This window comes from Serratia sp. TSA_130.1, from assembly GCF_052691795.1.
Map to the genome: position 1 here is coordinate 114,748 of NZ_JBQZFS010000003.1, position 23,081 is coordinate 137,828.

Below are 23,081 nucleotides of genomic sequence, written 5' to 3' on the forward strand. Positions count from 1 at the left end.
AATAATCGCCGCCCCGTAAGGTGATTAATTTTTCATGACGTAGCCGTAAGCGCGGTTCCAGCCGTCCTCATCCTGTTGGATATAAACGCCCTGCAATTCCGGCGCGAATCCCGGCAATAAGTTGATGCCTTCTTCCAATGCCAGGAAATAACGCTGCGCGGCGCCGCCCCAAATTTCACCGGGCACGACGCACAGCACGCCAGGCGGGTAAGGCAGGGCGCCTTCGGCGGCGATGCGCCCCTCGGCCTTGGCCAGCGAGACCAATTCCACGTTGCCGCGTACAAACTCGGTATTGGCGTCCTGCGGATTCATCACCACGCGCGGGAAATAACTTTTGCGGAACATCTCTTTTTGCAGTTCTTTAACGTCGTAGCTGACGTAAAGGTCGTGCATTTCCTGGCACAGCTGGCGGATGGTGTAGTTTTTGTAGCGCTGCTGGTGGTTTTTATAGACCGCAGGCAGCACCTCGCTGAGCAGGGAGTTTTGCTCGATGTGCTTCTCGAAGCGGGCGATCAGGGCCACCAGGTGTTGCATCTTGGCGATGTCTTCCGCCGGCGTCAGCAGGAACAGGATCGAGTTGAGATCGCATTTTTCCGGCACGATGCCGTTTTCGCGCAGGTAGTTGGCCAGAATGGTCGCTGGGATGCCGAACTCGCTGTAGCTGCCGGTGGCGGTATCGATGCCCGGCGTGGTGAGCAGCAGTTTGCACGGATCGACGAAGTACTGCGATTCGGCATAGCCCTCAAAAGCGTGCCATTTTTCGCCGGGCACGAAGTTGAAGAAGCGCAGATCGTTGGCCATCGCCGCGGTGTCATAGGCTTGCCACGGCTTGCCGTCGATCTGATCCGGCACGAACGGTTTGATCATCGTGCAGGTATCCAGCAGCATTTTGCGCGCTTCGATGCCCACGCGCACACATTCTTGCCACAGGCGCTGGCCGCTCTTGCCCTCGTGCATCTTGGCGTTGACGTCCAGCGCGGCGAACAGCGGATAGAACGGGCTGGTGGAGGCGTGCAGCATAAAGGCGTTGTTGAAGCGCTTGTGGTTGCAGTACCGGCTCTGCCCCTTGATATGCTTGTCTTTTTTGTGGATCTGCGAGGTCTGCGAGAAGCCGGCCTGCTGCTTGTGCACCGACTGGGTGACGATGATGCCGGGATCGTTCTCGTTCAGCTCCAGCAGCAGCGGCGAGCAGTCTTTCATCATCGGAATGAACTGCTCATAGCCCACCCAGGCGGAGTCGAACAGGATGTAATCGCACAGGTGGCCAATCTTGTCGACCACCTGACGGGCGTTGTAGATAGTGCCGTCGTAGGTGCCGAGCTGGATGATCGCGAGGCGGAACGGGCGGGCTTCGTTGGCGCGTTCCGGCGCCACTTCGCGGATCTGTTGGCGCAGGTAGCGCTCGTCGAAGCAGTGCGCGTCGATGCCGCCGATAAAGCCGAACGGGTTGCGCGCGGTTTCCAGATAAACCGGCGTGGCGCCGGCCTGGATCAATGCGCCGTGGTGGTTGGATTTATGGTTGTTGCGGTCAAACAGCACCAGATCGCCGCGCGTCAGCAGAGCGTTGGTCGCCACCTTGTTCGAGGCCGAGGTGCCGTTGAGCACGAAGTAGGTCTTGTCGGCGTTGAACACCTTGGCGGCGTGCTGCTGCGCCGCGCAAGGCGCGCCTTCGTGGATCAACAGATCGCCCAGTTTGACGTCGGCGTTGCACATGTCCGAACGGAAAAGCGTTTCGCCGTAGAAGTCGAAGAACTGGCGGCCCGCCGGATGTTTGCGGAAGAACTCGCCGCCCTGGTGGCCGGGGCAGGCGAAGGTGGCGTTGCCCATTTCCATGTACTGCGTCAGCGTGTTGAAGAACGGCGGCAGCAGCTCGCTCTCATATTTTGCGGCGGCGGCCTCCAGCTGTTTACCGTAGAACTGGGTATTCTTGCCGCACAGCTCAAACACGCCATGCAGCGCCGGCAATACGGCGTTATCCAGCTCTTCTTCGCAGCAGACGGCGACGAACAGCGGAATGTTCAGGCCGTGCTCTTCGATGCGCGCCACCATGCCTTGCGCGACGTCTTCTACCGACAGCACGATGGCGGCGACGTCATTGAAATCGCTGTGATGCACATCGACGATGTCGCGTTCAGTTTCAAAGCAGCCGAGGGTTTGGGTGTTGGCGGCAATTTTTAATTTTTTCATTTTTCTCATTCTTCAGGCAAAGGCGCACCGTCGGCAAATAATTCCATTTGCCGCTAACGCCTTCACGAAAATAAAGGTGTACGAGAACCCAGCGATGTCCTAAGACATTAACTGTGTTCTTTGTTTTATTTTTCTTGGAGGCTCTTTGACGGTATTAAAAATGTATTGCGCGCCCTTCCCGGTTTGCGGGGGAAAGACATTATCACCGGAGTGCGGAGAATAAAGTGAAACGCAAAGACACTCTTAACAACGGCGTAAGAGCGAGGGGGTGAGGGTTATCTGTAGTTGAAGAATGCGAAACTAAAGCAGCTGCGATGAGCCATCATCATAATATGGGTTGTGCGCCTGATGTGCGCCATTTTTCGGTTATTGTTTTCCATTTTCTAATCCACCTTGCTGAGTGAAAAGATGGCGCTATTTTAACGCAAGATGGGCAGGAAATCGTGATTTTCATCACATAAATGCCGGTGTTTATAAATAACTATTCATTGATTATGCAGTGAGTTGCATAAACTGCGGCCAGGCAGACAAATGAGCATGTAAATAAATTGCTAATCGGCGCCGGGCAGACGCGCTAAATTTGCGTGCCGTCAGGATGGGAATAAAAGAATGGCGCAATTAATCGGTTGCCTAACGATCAAATAAATCCGGTTTGTTTTTTTTATGTTATAAACCCGTCTGACGCTGAAATGAGTAAAAATACAGATATTGTGATTTTATATTCGCATGGGATTTTTGGTGATTATCGTTATTTGTGACTCGCTTCAACAACGCAGGGTAAGATGAAGTGAGTGAACCGGGAGGCGAGTAACCTTGAATACCCCAGAACAACGGCAACAGATTGCGGATTTCATCGGCAAGCAACATGTCTTAACGCTGTGCGCCGGCGACGGCCTCGACATGTGGTGCGCCAACTGTTTTTACGTGTTCGACGCCGCGACGATGGCGCTGTGGCTGATGACCGAACCGCACACCCGCCACGGTGGGCTGATGCTGAACAACGGCCGGGTGGTCGGCACCATCGCGCCGAAACCGAAAAGCATCGCGCTGATCCGCGGCGTGCAGTACCGCGCCGAGGCGGTGCTGCTGAGCGGCGAAGAGGCCGAGGCGGCGCGCGCGCGTTACTGCAAGCGCTTCCCGATCGCCAGGGCGATGAAGGCCTCGGTATGGCGGCTGGATCTGCACGAGGTGAAGATGACCGACAACACCCTCGGCTTCGGCAAGAAGCTGCATTGGGCGCGGTCTATACTTTAAGTCGACGTATTGATTACAACGGGAGATTGCATGGCGCGAGCACTGTTAGTCGGCGCAACCGGGCTGGTGGGGCGCGAGTTGCTGCAGCTGTTGCAAAGCGATCCGCAGGTAACGGCCATCGTGGCGCCGACGCGCACGCCGCTGCCGCCGCACGGCAAGCTGACCAACCCGGTCGGCGATGCGCTGTTCGAACTGCTGAGCGGCCTGCAGCAGCCGGTCGATCTGGTGTTCTGCTGCCTGGGCACCACCCGCCAGGCGGCGGGCAGCGCCGATGCCTTCCGCTACGTCGATTACCAACTGGTGGTGGAGAGCGCGCTGACCGGCCGCCGGTTGGGGGCGCAGCACTGTCTGGTGGTGAGTGCGTTGGGCGCCAACGCGCATTCCACCTTCCTGTATAACCGCACCAAAGGCGAGATGGAGCAGGCGCTGCGCGAACAGCGCTGGCCGCGCCTGACGCTGGTGCGGCCTTCCATGCTGGTGGGGGATCGCCCTGCGCCGCGCCTGATGGAGCGCCTCTCGCTGCCGTTGTTCAGGCTGCTGCCCGGCAAATGGCGCGCCGTCTCCGCCAAAGACGTGGCGCAAACGCTGCTGCAGCAGGCGTTCACGCCGGGCGAAGGGGTCAGGGTGCTGGAGTCGGATCGGCTGCACTGCTACCGAGGCTGACGCTGAGGTGGTCGAACGCCAGCTCCAGCCCGGCGGGCAGTTCATTGTCCAGCAGCCACAGATCGAGATGATGGCTGATGTGCGTCAGCAGCGTGCGTTTGGGCTGCAGCAACCGCTGCGTCTCCTGCGCGCGGGTCAGATCGTTGTGGTTGCGCGGCGCCTGCGGCTGAGGCGGCAGGCTGCAATCGAGCACCAGCAGATCCAGCGCCACGTTCTGCAGATAATCGGCGGTGGCCGGCGGCAGGCCGACGGTGTCGGTCAGGTAGGCCAGCGCAGCGCCCGCCGCCTGGATCAGATAGCCGTGGGTCAGTTTGGAGTGTTGCAGCGGCAGCGGGGTGATGCGCATGCCGCCCAGCTCGACGGTGGCGAAGGGCGCCAGCGGCGGCTGAAACGCCAGAATGCCCGGGTGTTTGAACAGATCGTCGCAGCCCTGTTCATCCGGTGGGCCATACACCGGAATGGAATTTCCGCACCCCCAACGCAAAGGAAATAACCCCTGAACGTGATCCATGTGGTAATGTGTCAGTAAAAAACGTTGAATTTGCCCCGCCGAAAATCGCCGCTCCAAAGCCGGCAATCCCGCATCCAATAAGGTCGTTTCCCCCTGATAGTTAAGCATGGCGCTGCACGCGCGCCGCCGAAATGCCGGCTCGCGCCGCGCCCGTTGGCAGATCAGGCAGTCGCAGCCGAACACCGGCACCTGCTGCGCGCCGCCGGTGCCGAGAAAGGTCAGTTGCATCGCTCCCCTCCGTTAAAGGTACTTCTGGGCAAAGCGGTTGATGTCGCGAAAATCCGCCAGCCGCGCCTGCAGCGTGGCGTGATCCCAGTGCCACCACTGGCTGCGTTCGATACGCTCTATCAGCGCATCGTCGAAGCGCATGCCGATCTTCTTGGCCGCCACGCCGGCGACGATGCTGTAAGGCTCCACGTCCTTGGTGACCACCGCTGCGCTGCCGATCACCGCGCCGTTGCCGACGCTGACGCCCGGCATCAGGATGGCGTTATGGCCGATCCACACGTCGTGGCCGACGGTGACGTGGTGCTCGCGCCGCCAGTCGAAGAACGCCGCGTCGTCTTCCCCCAGCCCGTATTCGGAAGCGCGATAGGTGAAGTGGTGCTGCGCGATGCGCTGGTAGGTCGGGTGGTTGCCGGGATTGATGCGCGCATAGGAGGCGATGGAAACGAACTTGCCGATAGTGGCGTAAAAGATCTGGTTGTGCCCGGCGGTGTAGGAGTAGTCCCCCATCTCCACCTCTTCCAGGATCGCATCGTCGGCCAGATGCACATACTGGCCGAGCCGGGTGCGGTTAAGGGTCACGTTGTCGCCGATTTTCGGCTGGGCAAAGTCGTTCATGGCATCGCATCCTGAGCTTGTCGGGTGGCGGTAGGCAGCAGCGCCAGCAGCGCCGCCAGGGTATCGTCGAGTGGGCCGTCGTTGTGCAGCACCCGGCAGCCGGCGGGCAGACTCTGCTGATATTCCGCCGCCCGCGCCAGCCGCTGCTCGATCTGTTCAGCGCTTTCCCGTCCGCGATCCTGCAGGCGCCGGCGCAGGATCGCGGCGTTGACCTGCAGGCATACCGGCAGCAGCTGCGCACCGTAGCGCTGCTGCGCCTGCGGCAGGTGGGCGCGTGAACCGTTGACCGCCACGTCGATCCCCTGCAGCAGCCAAAGATCCACTTCGATCCCGAACGCGTAGCGCTGCTGATGGGCCTGCCAGTCGAGCGCGAACAGCCCCTTGGCGCGGCGGCGCAGAAATTCGGGTTCGCTCAGCGCGATGTGATTCTCGCAGCCGGCGTCTGCCGGCCGGGTGATGTAACGGTGCGCCACCAGCGGCGCGCGGTCGGCGTCGGCCCGCAGCGCGGCCAGCAGGCTGTCCTTGCCTGCGCCGGAAGGCCCCATCAGATAGATGAGCCGCGCCATCAGAACACCTGCCTGCCCTGGCGCCACACGTTCTGCACGTAAACGTGCTCGCCGTGCGGCCGTGCCAGCACCAGATCCGCCCGCAATCCTTCGGCGATGGCGCCGCGATCCTGCAGATCCAGCGCCCGTGCCGGGTTGCGGGTGATCATGCGCACCGCCTGGGGCAGATCGTAGGCGTTGCGCTCGTCCGCCGCGAGGCGAAACGCCGCGTCCAGCAGGCTGGCCGGGTAATAATCGGAAGAGAGGATATCCAGCACCCCCAGCGCCGCCAGGTGGTGCGCCGCCACGTTGCCGGAGTGGGAGCCGCCACGCACGATGTTCGGCGCGCCCATCAGCACCTGCAGGCCCTGCTGGTGCGAAGCGCGGGCGGCCGCCTCGGTGGTGGGGAACTCGGCGATGGCGCTGCCCAGCGCGCAGGATTCGGCCACGTGCGCGGCGGTGGCATCGTCATGGCTGGCCAGCGAGATGCGGCGTGCGCGGCAGTGGGCGGCGATCGCCTCGCGGTTCGGCGCGGCCCAGCGGGCGGACAGGGCGACCTGCTGCGCCTCGTACTCGCTCATCTGCTGATCGTTGAGGTGGTATTTGCCCTGATAATATTCGCGGTACTTTTCGCGCGAGGCGAACTGGCGCTGGCCCGGCGAATGGTCCATCAGCGACACCAGCGACACGCCCGGCTTGTCCATCAGCTGTTCGAACAGCGGCAGCGTGCTCTCGTGCGGCAGCTCGCAGCGCAGGTGCAGCCGGTGCTCGGCGCGGTTCACCCCGGCGCGCTGGCTGTGGATCACCGCATCGATCATCTTCTGCAGGTTTTCCAGCCGGTGGCCGTCGTCGCGCACGTCGCCTATCGCCACCGCGTCCAGCACCGTGGTGATGCCGTTGGCCACCATCAGCGCATCGTGGCTGCTCATCGCCGAATGGGCCGGCCAGTCGACGTTCGGGCGCGGGGTGAAAAACTTGTCCAGGTTGTCGGTGTGCAGCTCGATCAGCCCCGGCAGCAGCCAGCCGCCGTCGCCGTCCAGCGCCTGCGGCAGCCGGCTCGGGCCGTCGGCGAAGCTGCGGATCACGCCGTCCTGCATCTCCAGCGAGCCTTGCACCACCTGGTCATCCAGCACCAGCTTAACGTTATTGACGATCATCAGAGGGCCTCCAGCGCCTGCGGCGCCTGCATGTCATAAAGCCGGTCGGCGACCTGTCGGCGGACGCCTTCATCGTGGAAAATGCCGACGATCGCCGCGCCGCGCGCCTTGGCGCGTTCGATAAGCTGCACCACCGCCGCGCTGTTGCGGCTGTCGAGCGAGGCGGTCGGTTCATCCAGCAACAGGATGGGATAATCGACGATAAAGCCGCGCGCGATGTTTACCCGCTGCTGCTCGCCGCCGGAGAAGGTGGACGGCGCCAGCGGCCACAGGCGCTGCGGCACGTTGAGCGCGGCGAGCAGCGCTTCGGCGCGGTCGCGGCATTCGGCGCGCTCGACGCCCTGTTCCAGCAGCGGCTGCATCACCACCTCCAGCGCGCTGATGCGCGGGATCACCCGCAGGAACTGGCTGACCCAGCCCAGCGTATGGCGGCGCACCGCCAGAATCTGGCGCGCGTCGGCGCTGACCATGTCCAGCCAGTCGCCCTGGTGGTTGATCCAGATATGGCCGCTGTCCGGCAGGTAGTTGGCGTACAGCGAGCGCAGCAGGGTGGATTTGCCGCTGCCGGAGTGGCCGTGCAGCACCACGCATTCGCCGCCGTGGACCGTCAGGTTGGCGTCGTGCAGCACCGGCAGGCGGGTGCCGTACTGCTGATGCAGCACAAAGGTTTTACTGAGATGTTCAACTCGGATTTGCATAGTCATCTGTTATCGCCTTGGGTTACGACAGCACCGAAGAAACCAGCAGCTGGGTGTAAGGATGGTGCGGATCGTCGAGCACCCGATCGGTCAGGCCGCTCTCCACCACTTCGCCCTGTTTCATCACCAGCAGGCGGTGGGCCAGCAGCCGCGCCACGCCGAGATCGTGAGTGACGATCACCGCCGCCAGCTGCATCTCCACCACCAGGTTACGCAGCAGATCGAGCAGGCGCGCCTGCACCGACACGTCCAGCCCGCCGGTCGGCTCATCCATAAACACCAGCTTGGGGTGGGTGACCAGATTGCGGGCGATTTGCAGCCGCTGCTGCATGCCGCCGGAGAAGGTGGTCGGCAGATCGTCGAGGCGCGACAGCGGGATTTCGACGTCTTCCAGCCACTGGCCGGCCTGGCGGCGAATGTCGCCATAGTGGCGCTGGCCGATGGCCATCAGCCGCTCGCCGATGTTGCCGCCGGCGGAGACCTGCGGCCGCAGCCCGTCGAGCGGGTGCTGGTGCACCACTCCCCAGTCGGTGCGCAGCAGGCGGCGGCGATCGCTCTCCGCCATGGCGTACAGGTCGTGTTCCTGGTCCGCCTGCGGGCGGTAAAGGATTTGCCCGCGCTGCGGCGCTAGCCGCGCCGAGATCGACTTCAGCAGCGTGGTTTTGCCGGAGCCGGATTCGCCGACGATGCCCAGCACTTCACCGGGGTAGATGTCGAACGACACGTCGCTGAAGCCCTTGCCGGGGGCGTACAGGTGGGTGAGCCGGTTCACCGACAGCAGCGGGGTGGTGCTCAAAGGGGTGGAAGTCATCAGTGCTGCGCCTCTTGCGAAGATTGCGCCAGCTGCTGCCGGCAGTAGTCGGTGTCCGAACAGACGAACATGCGGTTGCCCCGATCGTCGAGCACCACCTCGTCCAGGTAGCTATGGCGCGAGCCGCATAGCGCACAGGGTTCGTCCCACTGCTGCACGCTGAACGGGTGGTCGTCGAAGTCCAGGCTCTCCACCTTGGTGAACGGCGGCAGGGCGTAGATGCGTTTCTCGCGCCCGGCGCCGAACAGCTGCAGCGCCGGCATCATGTGCATTTTCGGGTTGTCGAATTTCGGGATCGGCGACGGATCCATCACGTAGCGATCGTTGACCTTCACCGGGTAGGCGTAGGTGGTGGCGATATGGCCGTAGCGCGCGATGTCCTCATACAGCTTCACCTGCATCACGCCGTACTCCTCCAGCGCGTGCATCTTGCGGGTCTCGGTTTCGCGCGGTTCGATAAAGCGCAGCGGCTCCGGGATCGGCACCTGATAGATCAGGATCTGGTCTTCGCGCAGCGCGGTTTCCGGAATGCGGTGACGGGTCTGGATCAGCGTGGCCTCCGGCGTGCGTTCGGTGGTTTCCACCCCGGCGACGCGCTGGAAGAAGCGGCGGATCGACACCGCGTTGGTGGTGTCGTCGGCCCCTTGGTCTATCACCTTCAGCACGTCGGCGCGGCCGATGACGCTGGCGGTGAGCTGAATGCCGCCGGTGCCCCAACCGTAGGGCATCGGCATCTCGCGGCCGCCGAACGGCACCTGGTAGCCGGGGATCGCCACCGCCTTCAGGATGGCGCGGCGGATCATGCGCTTGGTCTGTTCGTCCAGATAACCGAGGTTATAGCCGGTCAATACTTCACTCATCGCGGGCCTCCTGACGCTCGCTGTATTCCTGCCGCAGCCGCTTGAGCAGTTCCAGTTCAGCCTGGAAGTCGACGTAGTGCGGCAGCTTGAGATGGGAGACGAAGCCGGCGGCCTCGACGTTGTCGGCGTGGGCCAGCACGAACTCTTCGTCCTGCGCCGGGCCGGCGACGCCTTCGCCGTAGTCGGGGCTTTGCAATGCGCGGTCCACCAACGCCATCGCCATCGCCTTGCGTTCGGCGCGGCCGAACACCAGCCCGTAACCGCGGGTGAAGTGCGGCGGATGGTCCTTGGGATCGACGAAGCCGTTGACCATTTCGCACTCGGTCAGCAGGATTTCGCCGATATCGATGGCGAAACCGAGCTCTTCAGGCACGATCTCCACCGAAACGTGGCCGGTGCGGATCTCGCCGGCGAACGGGTGGTTGCGGCCGTAGCCGCGCTGGGTGGCGTAGCCGAGCGCCAGCAGAAAACCTTCGTCGCCGCGCACCAGCTGCTGCAGGCGCGCCGAGCGCGAGCAGGGGTAAACCGGCGGATTGCGGGTGATGTCGTCCGGCGCGCTGCCGTCGTCCTGTTCCTCCCGCGCCAGCTGCTGGCGGCACAACAGATCGAACACGTGGCTGCAGTTGTCCGGCAGCGGTTCGTCGGCCTGCGGCGCACGCGGCGCTTCGCCTTCCGCCAACAGCGCGAAATCCAGCAGCCGGTGGGTGTAGTCATAGGTCGGCCCCAGCACCTGCCCGCCGGGCAAGTCCTTGTAAACCGCCGAGATGCGCCGCTCCAGCCGCATGTTTTCGCTGGCCAGCGGCTCACTGACCGCCAGGCGCGGCAGGGTGGTGCGATAGGCGCGCAGCAGGAAGATCGCCTCCACCAGATCGCCGCTGGCCTGTTTGATGGCCAGCGCCGCCAGCTCGCGATCGTAGATGCCGCCTTCGGTCATCACCCGATCCACCGCCAGCCCCAGCTGCTGTTCGATGTGTTCCGCGCCGATCGCCGGCAGCGCCTCGTCGCCGCGCCGCAGCTGTTCCTGCAGCTGATGGGCGGCCTCAATGGCTTTTTCGCCCCCTTTTACCGCTACGTACATCAGCACACCTCCACGCGGGTGGTCCGCGGGATCGCCAGCAGGCGATCGCCGCAGGTCAGCAAGATATCCAGCCCCAGCGGGAAGCGCTGCGGGCGGTTGACCAGGTAATCCAGCAGTGCCGGCGGCAGGCGCGGCGCTATCAGGCGTTGGCTCTCGATGCCGGGGCCGGTCAGGCGCAGCGCGGCGCCGTTCTCCAGCTCAGCAAGCTGCACCACCACCGTGGCGCCGCATTCCGGCGAGATTTCCGTGCCGTGCGGTAAGGCCTGCAGATCGGCGGCCTGCAGTTGTTCATCGAACAGGGCAAAACAGACCTCCTGCGCCGTGGTGGCCAGCGGCGCGCCACTGTGAAAACGAATGTTTGTTAGCACTTGCTCACTTTTAAGCACCGCACACAGCTGCAGCGGCGTTTCCTGATCGGCCAGCGTCAGCAGCGCGGCGGTGCTGGCGGCGTTCAGCGGCGCCCAGGCCGGGCCGGCCGGCAGCGTCACCCGGTGGCCCGGTTCGCTCAAGGCTTTAAGAATCAAACGAAAAGCGTGCTGCGATTGGTCTATCGGTTGTTCAAAACCGGTCAATAAACTCATGGCTTAATCCCCTCGCACCAGCGTAAAGAAGTCCACCCGGCTGGCGGCGATCGCCCGGGCGCGCAGCTGACGCTGTTCGTGCTGCAGCGCGGCCAGCGGCGCGATCAGCTGTTGTTGCAGGCGTTCGCCGTGTTCCGGCTGTTGCAGCAGCGCATCGGCCAGCGCGCACAGCTCGGCGTGCGCCTTGTCGCGCCCGGCGATATAGCTGTAGCCGTAGCCGCCGTTGTCCAGCTGCACCACCGCGCGGGTGACCGTCATGTCCCCCAATACGAAGCGGCGGCCGGTGGCGCCCATGCGCCCCTGCAGCTGGGCCAGACCGATCTCCGGCGCGCGGATGCTGCGGTAACCCGGGCTGAGGTTCAGCGCCTGCCAGTGGCTGCGCAGCTGCTCGGGCCGGCTGTGCGCCAGCACCGACATCCAGCGTTGTCTCGACTCTAAGGCTTGCATTCAGTGCTCCATCGTCAGTTCAATCATGTCGGCGCGGGCCAGGCTGACGGAGTATTCCGCCACGTCTTCGCCGCCGCTGCGGACGTTAAGGGTGCGCACGCACAGCAGCGGCGCGTGGGTGGCGATCTCCAGCAGCCGGCTCTCTTTAGCCTGCGCACGGCGCGCGCTGATGCGCGTCTGGCGGCGGGTCAGCGGCTGCTGCAGGTGCTGTTCGATAAACTGGTGCAGCGAACCGCTGTGGAACTGCTGCAGCGCCGGCCACCAGTCCAGATCGGGCAGATAGTGGTCGATGACGCTCATCGGCACGCCGTTGACCCGGCGCAGAGTGCGCAGGTGGATTACCATTTCGCCTTCTTCACGCGAGAGCGCGCTGGCAACATGCCCATTGCACGGGCGCAAGACAGCGAGTAAGCGCTCACTGGTGGGATGGCTACCCTGCTCGAACAGGTTCTGGCTGAAGCGGGTATTGGCGTGCAGCGGGTAGTCGTAAGGGCGCATCAGCACCAGAATGCCGACGCCGTGGCGGCGCTGCAGCCAGCCGCGCTCCACCAGCTGATCCACCGCGCGGCGCAGGGTGTGGCGATTGACCTGATAACGCTCGGCCAGCTGCTGTTCCGAAGGCAGGTAGTCGCCGCAGCGGTATTGCGTGCGCAGCTCCTGTTCCAGCTGCGCGGCGATCTGCTGATAGCGCGTGGGGTAAGTGGTCGGATGTCTAGATAACTCCATCATAATAAAAACCTCGTCATACCGATGGCTGTGCGATGAAGGCGAAAGCGGTGCGTTTCATCGGGCGTCTACCCTGTGGTTTTCAAGTTGGCATCATGGTGCCGGGCGCAGATGACAATCGCGTTACGCGTCGGTGGCGAACAGATGAACTATTTAGGACAGCCCGGGCGTGCACGGGCGGCGACGGCGCGCTATGCTGGCGCCTCTGTTGACTGACTCTGGCCGCTACCATGCCGCAACCTCTAAACGCCCCTGAACACGCCCCACGCGCCTGGCCGCTGTGGAAACCGATCCTGTTTCTGCTGGTGGTGGCCGTTGGCCTCTACTACGTCAAATGGCAGCCTTACTACGGCAAGGCGTTCGTGGCGGCGGACAGCCACTCGATCGGCAAATCGATCCTGGCCGACGGCGCCGCGAGCCCCTGGCTGGCGGCCTGGCAGTACGCGCTGGTCTACTTCACCGCGGTATGGAAGGCGGCGCTGCTCGGGGTGCTGTTAGGTTCGCTGGTGCAGGTGCTGATCCCGCGCGACTGGCTGGCGCGCACGCTCGGCCACCGGCGTTTTTCCGGCACCGTGCTGGGGGCGCTGATCGCGCTGCCGGGCATGATGTGTACCTGCTGCGCCGCGCCGGTTGCCGCCGGCATGCGCCGCCAGTCGGTGTCCAGCGGTGCCGCGCTGGCCTTTTGGCTCGCCAACCCGGTATTGAACCCGGCGACGCTGGTGTTCATGGGGTTTGTGCTCGGTTGGCCGTTCGCCGCCATCCGCCTGGTGGCGGGCGTGGTGATGGTGCTGGGCATCGCCTGGCTGGTGCAGCGCGTGACCGCCAACGACCCGCAGCCCGCCGCGCCGCAGCCGCCGGTGATGACGGCGCAGAGCGACGAGCAGCCGTTCCTCGCCCGCTGGGGCAAAGCGCTGTGGGCGCTGTTTTGGTCGACCATCCCGATCTACGTGCTGGCGGTGCTGGCGCTAGGCGCGGCGCGGGTCTGGCTGTTCCCGCACGCCGACGGCGCCGTCGACAATAGCCTGCTGTGGATCATCGGCCTGGCGATCGTCGGCTGCCTGTTCGTTATCCCCACCGCGGCGGAAATCCCGATCGTACAGACCATGATGCTGGCGGGCATGGGCGCAGGCCCGGCGCTCGCGCTGCTGATGACCCTGCCGGCGGTCAGCCTGCCTTCGCTGTTGATGCTCAACAAAGCCTTCTCCGCCCGGGCGCTGTGCCTGACGGCGGCGCTGGTGGCGCTGTGCGGCGCGGTGACCGGCGTGGTGGGGATGGGGTTGGTGTAATTTACCGTTGCTGTCTCAAGAAGGAGACGGCAATGGCCACGTTTAACAACCGGTAAAGCGGACCAATGGCGTCAGTGAGTTAACGCTTCTCCTGTCGGATATCATGACATCACATTGAATACACTATTGTGAATTTAAATTCACTATAGTAAATTTGCGTGGACTAATTTTGTATGTAAATACACCCAGTAATGACCACGGTAAGGTAGAAGAATGTTAAAAATCAGAATGTCACGTCCATCTGAAGCGCCAGAAATTATACGAATCTGGAAAAATTCTGTAGATGCTACGCACGACTTTCTCACTGCGCACGATCGACAAGAGATCGAAAAAGAGGTTGTCGGTTTTTTTTTCTGAAACCCCCGTGTGGGTTGCCGCCGATCGGGAAGACCATCCGCTGGGATTTATGTTTTTACATGATGGTCATCTGGAGGCGCTTTTTGTCGATGCTGCAGCTCGCGGACATGGCGTCGGCAAGCAGTTGATATCACATGCACTGGCGCTTCATCCTGATTTAAGCGTCGATGTGAATGAACAAAACCAACAGGCCGTCGGGTTTTATCAACATATGGGCTTTGAAGTTTCAGGGCGTTCCGAGTTGGATAATCAAGGCAGGGCCTATCCCCTATTGCACCTAAGCCGCTCGGCGGGAATGTAGCCGTCGTGGCAGTGGCGCATTATTGATTTTTTTGGCTAAAAGCAACGACATATGCACAACCCTGCTCACTGTCGGGATTGCTCATTTGGTACTCGCTGGCAAAGGTCAGGGCAAAGCAGTCACCGGCGCGTAAATGATGGGTTTGATTATTGACCCGAAAATCAAGGCTGCCACTCAACACCCACAGCGTTTGGCCGGAAAGATGCTCACTGGCGGAAGCGGGTATCGTAAGTTGACCCAGAGCAGGAATTTCAACTTTGATAAGTTCGGGGCATGCGCCCGCTGGGGACAGAGACCAGCGGGTAATGCCCGACTTTTCATCTGTCCAATGCTGCTGCTGATGAGCAAAGAGCACCAGTGAGTTCTGGTGTTGCTCAAGTTCTGCGAAAAGTTTTGATAGCGTAATATTCATGGCATTGGCTAAACGGCCGAGGATCGTGGCGCTGGGACTGGAAGCCCCCCGTTCAACCTTGCTGATCATGGCCTGACTGACGCCAGATCGTTGGGCAAGCTCTGCTACCGTCCAGTTGCGTGCCTTTCTATGTTTAAGCAATAAACGCGCAATGTCGCTGTCTACTATCTGATTTTTAGATGTTTTATCCATTCTCACCCTCACTTTCGCCAGCCTGATTATGCCATTACCGCAATGAGGCTGAAATCACTGATTTTACAAGTTTGAAAAATCAGTCGCTCTGTCAGTCAATCATTACCTCTGTAGTCCCTACGGCATCATTAGAACAAGGTTTGCAACCCTAACATCCGCTTTTGGCACAGAGCCGCCTGTCAGATTGGCGCCATGCTGCAGATGCGTCAGGTCGAGTCTGGATGAATACCTATCGATATGTGTGTTGCGGGCTCAACGCAACCTATGCACCACCTGGTTGCTGCTGCCGCGCCAGATCAGCGCCGGGTCTTTTAAATCCTGAACGAACTTGCCGTCGATCAGTACGTTGATTCTGTCCACCACCTGCATTTGCTGTGCGTCCAGCTCCGCCAGCCGGTAGCCGGTCCACAGCCAGATATCCTTGCCGGGGCACTCGGCGTGCACCCGTTTCACCAGCGTTAAGATGCTCGGCACGTTGGCCGGATGCAGCGGATCGCCGCCGGAGAGCGACAGCCCCTGGCGCGGCACGCGCGTATCGTTCAGATCGGTGATGATGCGGTCTTCCAACGCCGGGGTAAACGGCTGGCCGGAGTTGAGCCGCCAGGTGCTTTTGTTGTAGCAGCCGGGGCACTGGTGCACGCAGCCGGCGACAAACAGCGTGCAGCGGGTGCCGGGGCCGTTGACGACGTCGATCGGGTAGTACTGGTGATAATTCATGTGAGGCCTGCCCATCAGGCTATTTTACTGGCCATTTTGCCTCCGGGCAGTGCTGCCACTCCTCACGTACTGCGTGTACGCTGCGGTTGGTGCGCGCTGGCCGAAGGCAAACTGGCTGCGACAATCACGCCTGATGAACAGGCTTCTGCATAGGTTGCACGGCGTTTCTCAGCCGAGCTGCCCGTTGCCGAGGTGTTTCACCCGGCGTTTCACCTCTTCCTGCTTGCCGGCGTTGAACGGCCGGGCATCGGGGCTGCCGAGATAGCCGCACACCCGGCGGGTGACCGAGACCTTGGCCGAGTCGTGGTTGCCGCATTTCGGGCAGGTGAAGCCTTTGCTGGTGCAGGAGAATTCACCGGTGAAGCCGCACTCGTAGCACTCGTCGATCGGCGTGTTGGTGCCGTAGTAAGGCACCCGGCTGTAGCTGTAGTCCCACACGTCTTCCAGCGCCTTCAGGTTGTGCTGCAGGTTCGGGTACTCGCCGTAGCAGATGAAGCCGCCGCTGGCCAACGGCGGGTAGGGCGCTTCGAAGTCCAGCTTGTCGTACGGATTGACCTTCTTCTCCACGTCGAGGTGGAAGCTGTTGGTGTAATAGCCCTTGTCGGTGACGCCCGGCACCACGCCGAAATCGGCGGTGTCCAGCCGGCAGAAGCGATCGCACAGGTTTTCGCTCGGCGTGCTGTAGAGGCTGAAGCCGTAGCCGGTCTCGTCTTTCCAGGCGTCGACGGCGGCGCGCAGCCGCGCGACGATCGCCACCGCTTTGGTGCGCAGCGCCTCGTCGTCATACACGTGGTTTTTGCCGCCGAACAGCGCGTTGATGGTCTCGTGCAGGCCGATGTAGCCCAGCGAAATCGAGGCGCGGCCATTCTTGAAGATATCCGCGATGTTGTCGTCGGCCTTGAGCCGCACGCCGCAGGCGCCTTCCATGTACAAGATTGGCGCCACCCGCGCCTTGATGCCTTCCAGCCGGGCGATGCGCGTCATCAGGGCCTTTTTCGCCAGCTGCAGGCGCTGTTCCAGCAGCGCCCAGAAGCGTGATTCATCGCGCATCGCCTCCAGCGCGATGCGCGGCAGGTTGAGGCTGATGACGCCGATGTTGTTGCGGCCGTCATGCACCAGCTCGCCGTCCTGCTCGTAGGTGCCGAGGAAGCTGCGGCAGCCCATCGGCGTTTTGAACGAGCCGGTGACCTTCACCACCTGATCGTAGTTGAGGATGTCCGGGTACATGCGCTTGCTGGCGCACTCCAGCGCCAGCTGCTTGATGTCGTAGTTCGGATCGCCGTACTGGTGGTTGAGGCCGTCGCGGATGGCGAACACCAGCTTGGGGAACACGGCGGTCTTGCGGTTTTTGCCCAGCCCGGCGATGCGGTTTTTCAGGATAGAGCGCTGGATCAGGCGCGACTCCCAACTGGTGCCGAGGCCGAAGCCGAAGGTGACGAACGGCGTCTGGCCGTTGGCGGTGTGCAGGGTGTTGACCTCGTACTCCAGCGACTGGAAGGCGTCGTAACACTCTTTCTCGGTGCGCGCCATGGCATAGCCTTTGGCGTCCGGGATCTGCCATTCTTCCGCCACCTGCAGGTGTTTGCGGAAGCTCTCGTCGACGAACGGCGCCAGAATTTCATCGATGCGGTTGATGGTGGTGCCGCCATAAATATGGCTGGCGACTTGGGCGATGATCTGCGCGGTCACGGCGGTGGCGGTGGAGATCGACTTCGGCGGCTCAATCTCGGCGTTGCCCATCTTGAAACCGTTGGTCAGCATGCCTTTCAGATCGATCAGCATGCAGTTGAACATCGGGAAGAACGGCGAGTAGTCGAGATCGTGGTAGTGAATTTCGCCGCGTTCATGGGCCAGCACCACGTCGCGCGGCAGGATGTGCTGCTTGGCGTAGTGTTTGGCGACGATGCCCGCCAGCAGGTCGCGCTGGGTGGGGATCACCTTGCTGTCCTTGTTGGCGTTTTCGTTCAGCAGCGCGCGGTTGCTTTGCTCGACCAGGCCGCGAATTTCCTGATTCAGGCGGCCGCGCAGTTCGCGCGCCACGTCGCGATCGTGGCGGTATTCGATATAGGCGCGCGCCAGCTGTTTGTATTCGCCGGCCATCAGCTGGTTTTCCACCGCCTGCTGGATCTCGTGGATATCGACGCGCGGCTGCTGCTCCATGCGCTGAGCGACCACGCGGGCGACGGTGGCGCAGTAGTCGGCATCGACCACGCCCACCGCCAGCGCGGCGCGCTCAATGGCCTGCGCAATGCGCGCTTCGTCAAAAGGTACCTGGCAACCGTCCCGCTTAATCACTACTGGTTTCACGTTGTACTCCTTGTTCCCCGAGGGAGCGTTCATACCCGCCTGGCGTGGCGAGCAACCGTCAAATTTCGCTTATCCACAGGGCAAAGCCGCAGCGCGCAAGGGCTGTGGCGGCGTGTGGATGATTTTGTGGATAACTACTATATATAGGTGTTCGCAATTCTTAATGCACTATATATAGATATCGGCGCGATTCTTTTGATGTAGAACAAGGAAAACGAAAGAGCGTGCGCAAGCTGAACAGTCGTCAATCGCCCGCCGGCCGATCGCGAAAATGTTCCAGCAGAAAATCGACCCAGACGCGCACCCGCGGCGGTAGATCCGCCGAAGCGTAATAGAGCCACAGCTGCACCGGGCGCGGCCAGCATTCCGCCAGCACCGGCCGCAGCGTGCCCTGCTCGAAGTGTTTCTCGACGTACCAGCGCGCCAGGTTGACGATGCCCAGCCCGGCCAGCGCCGCATCCAGCAGCATTTCCGGGCGGCTGGCTACCAGCCGGCCGTTCAGATCCAGCGCCAGCGTTTCGCCCTGATGGCGCAGCTGCCATTTGACGTGGCGGCCGTTGGCCGGGTTGCGGTGCAGCAGGCAGTCGTGCCGCAGCAGATCGTGCGGCGTTTGCGGTTCACCGCGCCGCGCCAGATAGTCGGGCGACGCCGCCAGCACCATGTGCATCGGGTAGAGCGGGCGGGCCACCAGCCGGCTGTCGGGATCGACCCGGCTGCCGATGCCGACGTCGAAACCTTCGCCCACCAGATTCACCACCCGGGCGTCCAGCGACAGATCGAGATCGATCTGCGGATAGCGCGCCAAAAATTGCGGGATCAACGGCATCAGCATCTGGCGGCCGAAGCCGGGGATCATCGTGACGCGCACCACCCCGGCCGGCGCCTGCCGTTCGCCGCCGGCGCTTTCCAGCGTCGCCGCCAATGCCTGCCACAGCGGCGCTACCTGCGCCAGCAGCGCTTTGCCCTCGTCGGTCAGCAGCACGTTGTGGGTGTTGCGCTGAAACAGCCGCAGCGCCAGCTTCTCTTCCAGCGCGCGGATGTTTTTGCTGACCGCCGCCGGCGTCACGCCCAGCTGGCGAGCGGCGGCGGAGAAATTTTGCGCCTGCGCGGCGGCGAGGAAGGCCGGCAACAGGCGGTGTACGTCAAAGGGCAGCGACATAGTGGTTGATACTTTCAGTTGAAATTGAAGTGACCTCTAACAGCCTACACCCGCAGCGGCGGAAATGGAAAAATGCCTCATCTTCTTATGACCGAGGAACCATGTATGTCGCGCATTTTAGTGTTAACCGCCCACCGCACCCCCGACGAGTCGCGCATTAATAAGGCGCTGATCGAGGCCGTACGCCCGCTGCCCAACGTGACCGTTCACGAACTGATCCGCGCGTATCCGGATTACCGCATCGACGTGGCGCGCGAACAGGCGCTGCTGCAGAGCCATGATGCGGTAGTGATGCTGTTCCCGTTTTACTGGTACAGCTCGCCGGCGATCCTCAGCGAATGGCAGGATGCGGTATTAACCTACGGTTTTGCCTACGGCAGCGAAGGCACCCAGCTGCACGGCAAGCCGCTGCAGCTGGTGGTGAGCACCGGCGGCGACGCGCAGGCTTATACGGCGCAAGGGTATAACCGTTATCCGGTGCAGGATCTGCTGCTGCCGTTCCACGCCATGGCCAACCTGACCGGCATGGATTATCTGCCGCCGCATCTGGTGCAGGGCGTGAGCGACATGAGCGATGAGCAGTTGGCGCAAGAGGCCGCCGGCGTGGCGGCGCTGCTGGGGAAATGGTAGGGCGCAGCGTTCGCCGCGCCCTGCGGGGTCAGTCTTCGAGCAGCCACCACACCGCTTCGAACGGCCGCAGCGTTAGCGCCTGCGGCTGGTCCGCCGAATCGGCGTAGTTGCTCATCAGCGGGCGCCATTGCGCGGAAGCTTCCACGCCTTCCGCCGCCCAGGCCAGCGGTTCGCGGCTCAGGTTGGCCGCCACCAGCAGGCGCTGGCCGTTCCAGCTGCGCTGATAGCACCACAGCGCCGGGTGTTCCGGCGCCAGATCCTGATAGTCGCCGTGGGTCAGCAGCGGATACTGCTTGCGCAGGGTGATCAGCTGGCGATAGGCGTAAAACACCGAGTCGAGATCGGCCAGCGCCGCGTCGGCGTTGATCTGCGGGTAGTTCTCGGCGCAGCCGATCCACGGCGTGCCGGTGGTGAAACCGGCGTGGGGCGCGGCGCTCCACTGCATCGGCGTGCGGCCGTTGTCGCGCGATTTGTCGGCCAGGATCGCCAGCAGCTCGGCGTCGCTGCGGCCCTGGGCGCGCAGTTCGGCGTACATGTTCAGGCTTTCCACGTCGCGATACTGCTCGATGGCGCAGAAGCCGGGGTTGGTCATGCCGAGTTCTTCGCCCTGATAGATATAAGGCGTGCCCTGCATGCCGTGCAGCACCATCGCCAGCATTTTGGCGGCCGGCACCCGCAGTGCGCCTTCATCGCCGAAGCGCGACACGATGCGCGGCTGATCGTGGTTGCACCAGAACAGCGCGTTCCAGGCGCGGTTATGCATCCCTTGCTGCCAGTGGCGGAAGATCTGCTTCAGTTCCACGTAATCCGGCTCCGCCCGCGTCCATTTTTCACCGCCGGCGTAGTCCACCTTCAGGTGATGGAAGTTGAAGGTCATCGACAGCTCTTCGCCGCTTTGCGCCGCGTAGCGCTGGCAATGCTCAAGCGTGGTGGAGGACATCTCGCCCACCGTCATCAGGCCGCGCGGCTGAAACACGTCGCGGCTCATCTCCTGCAGGAACTCGTGGATGCGCGGGCCGTCGGTGTAGAAGCGGCGGCCGTCGCCCTGGCTGTCGGACGGGAAGTCCTGCTGTTTGGACACCAGGTTGATCACGTCGAGGCGCAGGCCGTCGACGCCTTTGTCCGCCCAGAACTGACACACTTTCTTCAGCTCTTCGCGCACCGGCGGGTGCTCCCAGTTGAGATCCGCCTGCTCGGCGGCGAACAGGTGCAGGTAGTACTGGCCGCTGTCGGCGTGCCACTGCCAGGCGTTGCCGCCGAACTTGGAGCGCCAGTTGTTCGGCGGCGTTTCACCTTCGCCGTTGCGCCAGACGTAGAACTGACGATACGGGCTGTGGCGATCCTGCGCGGCCTTGAACCACGGGTGCTCGGTCGAGGTGTGGTTGAACACCATGTCCATTACGATGCGGATGCCGCGCTGGTGGGCGGCGGCGACCAACTGCTCGAAGTCCGCCATCGTGCCGTAAGCCGGATCGATGGCGCAGTAGTCCGCCACGTCATAGCCGTTGTCCACCTGCGGCGATACGTAGACCGGCGTCAGCCAGATCGCGTCCACGCCCAGTTCCTGCAGATAGTCCAGCCGCCGGGTCACCCCGGCCAAATCGCCGTAGCCGTTGCCGGTGCTGTCCTGAAAACTCTTCGGATAAATTTGGTAGATGACGCCGTTCTGCCACCAGGGGGTTGGGTTGCTCATAACTGGATACCTTTGAATCGTGACAACAGGCCCGTACCCTTCATCTTTCAAACTGCAGCGTTGTTGGCTGCTGGTGCTGCACCCCAGTCACTTACTTGAGTAAGCTCCTGGGGATTTGCACCCTTGCCGCCTAGCTACAGCTCGAAAGCTATAGGGTATTTCCGGCCCCTACATTCATGTTGCGTATTTTGCGTCAATCAAACCGGCAGCTCGCCGCGGGCGGCCTTGCGTTTGTAGACCATGATGGTCAGCACCAGCGGGATGACGATCGCCACCAGAATCGCCAGCGAGTAAATCAGCCAGAACTGCGGCTTGATAGACAGGATGCCCGGCAGGCCACCGACGCCGATGCCGTTGGCCATCACGCCGTCCAGGCCGCAGATAAGGCCCGCGATCGCGGAGCCGATCATCGCGCACAGCATCGGGAAGCGGTATTTGAGGTTGATGCCGTACATCGCCGGTTCGGTCACGCCGAGGTAGGCGGAGATCGCCGCCGGCACCGAAATTTCACGCTCGTTGGCCTTGCGGCTGATGATGATGATGCCGAGCACCGCCGAGGCCTGCGCGATGTTGGACAGCGCAATCAGCGGCCATACCGGGGTGCCGCCCATGCTCTGGATCATCTGCATGTCGATGGCCAGCGTGGTCTGGTGCACGCCGGTGATCACCAGCGGCGCATACAGGAAGCCGAACAGCGCGGCGCCCACCGGCGCGAAGCTGCCGGTCATCACCGCTTTCACCGCCCAGGCAACCCCATCGCCGATCATGCGGCCGAACGGCCCGATCAGCGCGTGAGCCAGGAACACTGCCAGCAGCAGCGAAACCACCGGCACCACCACCAGATAGAGATAGTCGGGGACGATCTTTTTCAGCCGGGTTTCGATCCAGCCCAGCGCCATGCCCGCCAGGATCGACGGGATCACCTGCGCCTGATAGCCCACTTTCTGGATCACGAACCAGCCGAAGTTCCACACTTCCGGCGTTTGCTGGCCGAGCAGGTAGGAGTTCATCAGCTGCGGCGACACCAGGGTGACGCCCAGCACGATGCCGAGCACCGGGGTACCGCCCATCTTTTTCACCGTCGACCAGCAGATGGCCACCGGCAGGAACATGAAGATCGCTTCACCGAGCAGCCACAGGAAATCGTAAACGGTTTTCCACGCCGGGTGCATCTGCGCCAGCGTTTGGCCGCCGGACATCGGGATGTCGCCGATCACGTTGCGGAAGCCGAGGATCAGACCGCCGCTGATCAGCGCCGGCAGCAGCGGGAAGAAGATCTCGGCGAAGTGGGAGATGGTGCGCTCGGTCCAGGTCATGTTCTGGCGCGCGGCCACCTTGGCCTGCTCCTTGTCGGCCTCGTTGACGCCGGTGCTGGCGATCAGCGCCTGATAGTAGTCGCCGACGTCGGTGCCGATCACCACCTGGAACTGCCCGGCGTTGGTGAAGCAACCCTTGACCATCGGCAGCTCTTCGATCTCTTTCGGTTTCGCCTTATTGGGATCGTTGAGGACGAAACGCAGCCGGGTAATGCAATGGCTGACGGTGGCGATGTTCTCGCGGCCGCCGACCAAAACAATCAGGCGATCAATATCCTGCTGTTTTACTTTGCTCATTATGGGATACCTGCAGAGGTGTTGACTGAGTAATGATCAAAGCTTAGCCACTC

At 62.4% G+C, this 23,081-nt stretch carries 23 protein-coding genes and 1 pseudogene; 5 read left to right on the forward strand and 19 right to left on the reverse strand.

Annotated elements, in window-relative coordinates:
- Positions 1-24: 24 nt before the first annotated feature.
- Positions 25-2,187 (reverse strand): ornithine decarboxylase SpeF, encoded by a 2,163-nt coding sequence (gene speF / locus ACUTQY_RS13655; RefSeq protein WP_046688113.1) that lies wholly within the window; start codon positions 2,185-2,187, stop codon positions 25-27.
- Positions 2,188-2,462: 275 nt separating this feature from the next.
- On the reverse strand, positions 2,463-2,567 hold the full coding sequence (gene speFL, locus ACUTQY_RS13660; RefSeq protein ID WP_004933443.1) for a leader peptide SpeFL: 105 nt from the start codon (positions 2,565-2,567) through the stop codon (positions 2,463-2,465).
- A gap of 433 nt (positions 2,568-3,000) precedes the next feature.
- Here speFL and ACUTQY_RS13665 point away from each other — a divergent pair, with 433 nt between their 5' ends.
- A complete protein-coding gene (locus ACUTQY_RS13665; protein WP_015376428.1) occupies positions 3,001-3,441 on the forward strand; it encodes a YhbP family protein in 441 nt (146 codons plus the stop codon).
- Between the two features lie 30 nt (positions 3,442-3,471).
- Positions 3,472-4,104 (forward strand): NAD(P)H-binding protein, encoded by a 633-nt coding sequence (locus ACUTQY_RS13670; RefSeq protein ID WP_033641670.1) that lies wholly within the window; start codon positions 3,472-3,474, stop codon positions 4,102-4,104.
- Here ACUTQY_RS13670 and phnP read toward each other — a convergent pair.
- The 11 genes from phnP to phnF are packed head-to-tail and all read right to left on the reverse strand — an operon-like array spanning position 4,061 to position 12,364.
- Complete coding sequence (phnP, locus tag ACUTQY_RS13675) at positions 4,061-4,843, reverse strand: phosphonate metabolism protein PhnP (RefSeq protein WP_033641671.1); 783 nt, start codon at positions 4,841-4,843, stop codon at positions 4,061-4,063. The genes ACUTQY_RS13670 and phnP overlap by 44 nt on opposite strands.
- A gap of 12 nt (positions 4,844-4,855) precedes the next feature.
- Entirely contained in the window at positions 4,856-5,458 is a 603-nt protein-coding gene (locus ACUTQY_RS13680; RefSeq protein WP_015376431.1) for a DapH/DapD/GlmU-related protein, read from the reverse strand.
- Positions 5,455-6,024, reverse strand: a complete 570-nt coding sequence (gene phnN / locus ACUTQY_RS13685) for a ribose 1,5-bisphosphokinase (protein WP_033641672.1) — start codon at positions 6,022-6,024, stop codon at positions 5,455-5,457. Before phnN ends, ACUTQY_RS13680 begins: the two co-directional genes overlap by 4 nt.
- Entirely contained in the window at positions 6,024-7,160 is a 1,137-nt protein-coding gene (gene phnM / locus ACUTQY_RS13690) for an alpha-D-ribose 1-methylphosphonate 5-triphosphate diphosphatase (protein ID WP_046688115.1), read from the reverse strand. The genes phnN and phnM overlap by 1 nt, the downstream gene beginning before the upstream one ends.
- Positions 7,160-7,864, reverse strand: coding sequence for a phosphonate C-P lyase system protein PhnL (gene phnL / locus ACUTQY_RS13695; protein ID WP_046688116.1), 705 nt, complete (start codon positions 7,862-7,864; stop codon positions 7,160-7,162). The genes phnM and phnL overlap by 1 nt, the downstream gene beginning before the upstream one ends.
- 16 nt (positions 7,865-7,880) lie before the next feature.
- Positions 7,881-8,669: a phosphonate C-P lyase system protein PhnK gene (phnK, locus tag ACUTQY_RS13700; protein WP_016929302.1), complete on the reverse strand. Its 789-nt coding sequence runs from the start codon at positions 8,667-8,669 to the stop codon at positions 7,881-7,883.
- Positions 8,669-9,529, reverse strand: a complete 861-nt coding sequence (locus ACUTQY_RS13705; RefSeq protein WP_004933420.1) for an alpha-D-ribose 1-methylphosphonate 5-phosphate C-P-lyase PhnJ — start codon at positions 9,527-9,529, stop codon at positions 8,669-8,671. Before ACUTQY_RS13705 ends, phnK begins: the two co-directional genes overlap by 1 nt.
- Positions 9,522-10,607, reverse strand: a complete 1,086-nt coding sequence (locus ACUTQY_RS13710; protein WP_033641675.1) for a carbon-phosphorus lyase complex subunit PhnI — start codon at positions 10,605-10,607, stop codon at positions 9,522-9,524. The genes ACUTQY_RS13705 and ACUTQY_RS13710 overlap by 8 nt, the downstream gene beginning before the upstream one ends.
- Positions 10,607-11,188 (reverse strand): phosphonate C-P lyase system protein PhnH, encoded by a 582-nt coding sequence (gene phnH, locus ACUTQY_RS13715; protein WP_033641676.1) that lies wholly within the window; start codon positions 11,186-11,188, stop codon positions 10,607-10,609. Before phnH ends, ACUTQY_RS13710 begins: the two co-directional genes overlap by 1 nt.
- 3 nt (positions 11,189-11,191) lie before the next feature.
- On the reverse strand, positions 11,192-11,635 hold the full coding sequence (gene phnG, locus ACUTQY_RS13720) for a phosphonate C-P lyase system protein PhnG (RefSeq protein ID WP_019453314.1): 444 nt from the start codon (positions 11,633-11,635) through the stop codon (positions 11,192-11,194).
- Positions 11,636-12,364, reverse strand: coding sequence for a phosphonate metabolism transcriptional regulator PhnF (gene phnF, locus ACUTQY_RS13725; RefSeq protein ID WP_015376439.1), 729 nt, complete (start codon positions 12,362-12,364; stop codon positions 11,636-11,638).
- A gap of 227 nt (positions 12,365-12,591) precedes the next feature.
- Between phnF and ACUTQY_RS13730 the strand changes: the two genes are divergently transcribed.
- On the forward strand, positions 12,592-13,647 hold the full coding sequence (locus ACUTQY_RS13730) for a permease (protein WP_046688118.1): 1,056 nt from the start codon (positions 12,592-12,594) through the stop codon (positions 13,645-13,647).
- A gap of 213 nt (positions 13,648-13,860) precedes the next feature.
- Positions 13,861-14,305: pseudogene (locus tag ACUTQY_RS13735) on the forward strand (acetyltransferase).
- Between the two features lie 19 nt (positions 14,306-14,324).
- Here the strand turns inward: ACUTQY_RS13735 and ACUTQY_RS13740 are convergent.
- The 4 genes from ACUTQY_RS13740 to ACUTQY_RS13755 form a co-directional block, all read right to left on the reverse strand.
- A complete protein-coding gene (locus ACUTQY_RS13740) occupies positions 14,325-14,909 on the reverse strand; it encodes a helix-turn-helix domain-containing protein (RefSeq protein WP_025305101.1) in 585 nt (194 codons plus the stop codon).
- Positions 14,910-15,161: 252 nt separating this feature from the next.
- Positions 15,162-15,626 carry an anaerobic ribonucleoside-triphosphate reductase-activating protein gene (gene nrdG / locus ACUTQY_RS13745; RefSeq protein ID WP_046688119.1) on the reverse strand — a complete coding sequence of 155 codons (465 nt, stop codon included), beginning with the start codon at positions 15,624-15,626 and terminating at the stop codon, positions 15,162-15,164.
- A gap of 168 nt (positions 15,627-15,794) precedes the next feature.
- Entirely contained in the window at positions 15,795-17,933 is a 2,139-nt protein-coding gene (gene nrdD / locus ACUTQY_RS13750) for an anaerobic ribonucleoside-triphosphate reductase (RefSeq protein WP_046688120.1), read from the reverse strand.
- Positions 17,934-18,177: 244 nt separating this feature from the next.
- Positions 18,178-19,092: a LysR family transcriptional regulator gene (locus ACUTQY_RS13755; protein ID WP_046688121.1), complete on the reverse strand. Its 915-nt coding sequence runs from the start codon at positions 19,090-19,092 to the stop codon at positions 18,178-18,180.
- Between the two features lie 105 nt (positions 19,093-19,197).
- Between ACUTQY_RS13755 and ACUTQY_RS13760 the strand changes: the two genes are divergently transcribed.
- Positions 19,198-19,722, forward strand: coding sequence for an NAD(P)H-dependent oxidoreductase (locus ACUTQY_RS13760; RefSeq protein WP_042783555.1), 525 nt, complete (start codon positions 19,198-19,200; stop codon positions 19,720-19,722).
- Positions 19,723-19,750: 28 nt separating this feature from the next.
- Here ACUTQY_RS13760 and treC read toward each other — a convergent pair whose 3' ends face one another.
- Complete coding sequence (gene treC, locus ACUTQY_RS13765) at positions 19,751-21,415, reverse strand: alpha,alpha-phosphotrehalase (RefSeq protein WP_046688122.1); 1,665 nt, start codon at positions 21,413-21,415, stop codon at positions 19,751-19,753.
- Between the two features lie 197 nt (positions 21,416-21,612).
- On the reverse strand, positions 21,613-23,028 hold the full coding sequence (gene treB, locus ACUTQY_RS13770) for a PTS trehalose transporter subunit IIBC (protein ID WP_033631654.1): 1,416 nt from the start codon (positions 23,026-23,028) through the stop codon (positions 21,613-21,615).
- Positions 23,029-23,081: the final 53 nt, after the last annotated feature.

Coding starts and splice junctions, on each gene's coding strand:
- speF (WP_046688113.1), bottom strand. CDS start 2,187: ATGAAAAAATTAAAAATTGCCGCCAACACCCAAACCCTCGGCTGCTTT.
- speFL (WP_004933443.1), bottom strand. CDS start 2,567: ATGGAAAACAATAACCGAAAAATGGCGCACATCAGGCGCACAACCCAT.
- ACUTQY_RS13670 (WP_033641670.1), top strand. CDS start 3,472: ATGGCGCGAGCACTGTTAGTCGGCGCAACCGGGCTGGTGGGGCGCGAG.
- phnP (WP_033641671.1), bottom strand. CDS start 4,843: ATGCAACTGACCTTTCTCGGCACCGGCGGCGCGCAGCAGGTGCCGGTG.
- ACUTQY_RS13680 (WP_015376431.1), bottom strand. CDS start 5,458: ATGAACGACTTTGCCCAGCCGAAAATCGGCGACAACGTGACCCTTAAC.
- phnN (WP_033641672.1), bottom strand. CDS start 6,024: ATGGCGCGGCTCATCTATCTGATGGGGCCTTCCGGCGCAGGCAAGGAC.
- phnM (WP_046688115.1), bottom strand. CDS start 7,160: ATGATCGTCAATAACGTTAAGCTGGTGCTGGATGACCAGGTGGTGCAA.
- phnL (WP_046688116.1), bottom strand. CDS start 7,864: ATGACTATGCAAATCCGAGTTGAACATCTCAGTAAAACCTTTGTGCTG.
- phnK (WP_016929302.1), bottom strand. CDS start 8,669: ATGACTTCCACCCCTTTGAGCACCACCCCGCTGCTGTCGGTGAACCGG.
- ACUTQY_RS13705 (WP_004933420.1), bottom strand. CDS start 9,529: ATGAGTGAAGTATTGACCGGCTATAACCTCGGTTATCTGGACGAACAG.
- ACUTQY_RS13710 (WP_033641675.1), bottom strand. CDS start 10,607: ATGTACGTAGCGGTAAAAGGGGGCGAAAAAGCCATTGAGGCCGCCCAT.
- phnH (WP_033641676.1), bottom strand. CDS start 11,188: ATGAGTTTATTGACCGGTTTTGAACAACCGATAGACCAATCGCAGCAC.
- phnG (WP_019453314.1), bottom strand. CDS start 11,635: ATGCAAGCCTTAGAGTCGAGACAACGCTGGATGTCGGTGCTGGCGCAC.
- phnF (WP_015376439.1), bottom strand. CDS start 12,364: ATGATGGAGTTATCTAGACATCCGACCACTTACCCCACGCGCTATCAG.
- ACUTQY_RS13730 (WP_046688118.1), top strand. CDS start 12,592: ATGCCGCAACCTCTAAACGCCCCTGAACACGCCCCACGCGCCTGGCCG.
- ACUTQY_RS13740 (WP_025305101.1), bottom strand. CDS start 14,909: ATGGATAAAACATCTAAAAATCAGATAGTAGACAGCGACATTGCGCGT.
- nrdG (WP_046688119.1), bottom strand. CDS start 15,626: ATGAATTATCACCAGTACTACCCGATCGACGTCGTCAACGGCCCCGGC.
- ACUTQY_RS13755 (WP_046688121.1), bottom strand. CDS start 19,092: ATGTCGCTGCCCTTTGACGTACACCGCCTGTTGCCGGCCTTCCTCGCC.
- ACUTQY_RS13760 (WP_042783555.1), top strand. CDS start 19,198: ATGTCGCGCATTTTAGTGTTAACCGCCCACCGCACCCCCGACGAGTCG.
- treC (WP_046688122.1), bottom strand. CDS start 21,415: ATGAGCAACCCAACCCCCTGGTGGCAGAACGGCGTCATCTACCAAATT.
- treB (WP_033631654.1), bottom strand. CDS start 23,028: ATGAGCAAAGTAAAACAGCAGGATATTGATCGCCTGATTGTTTTGGTC.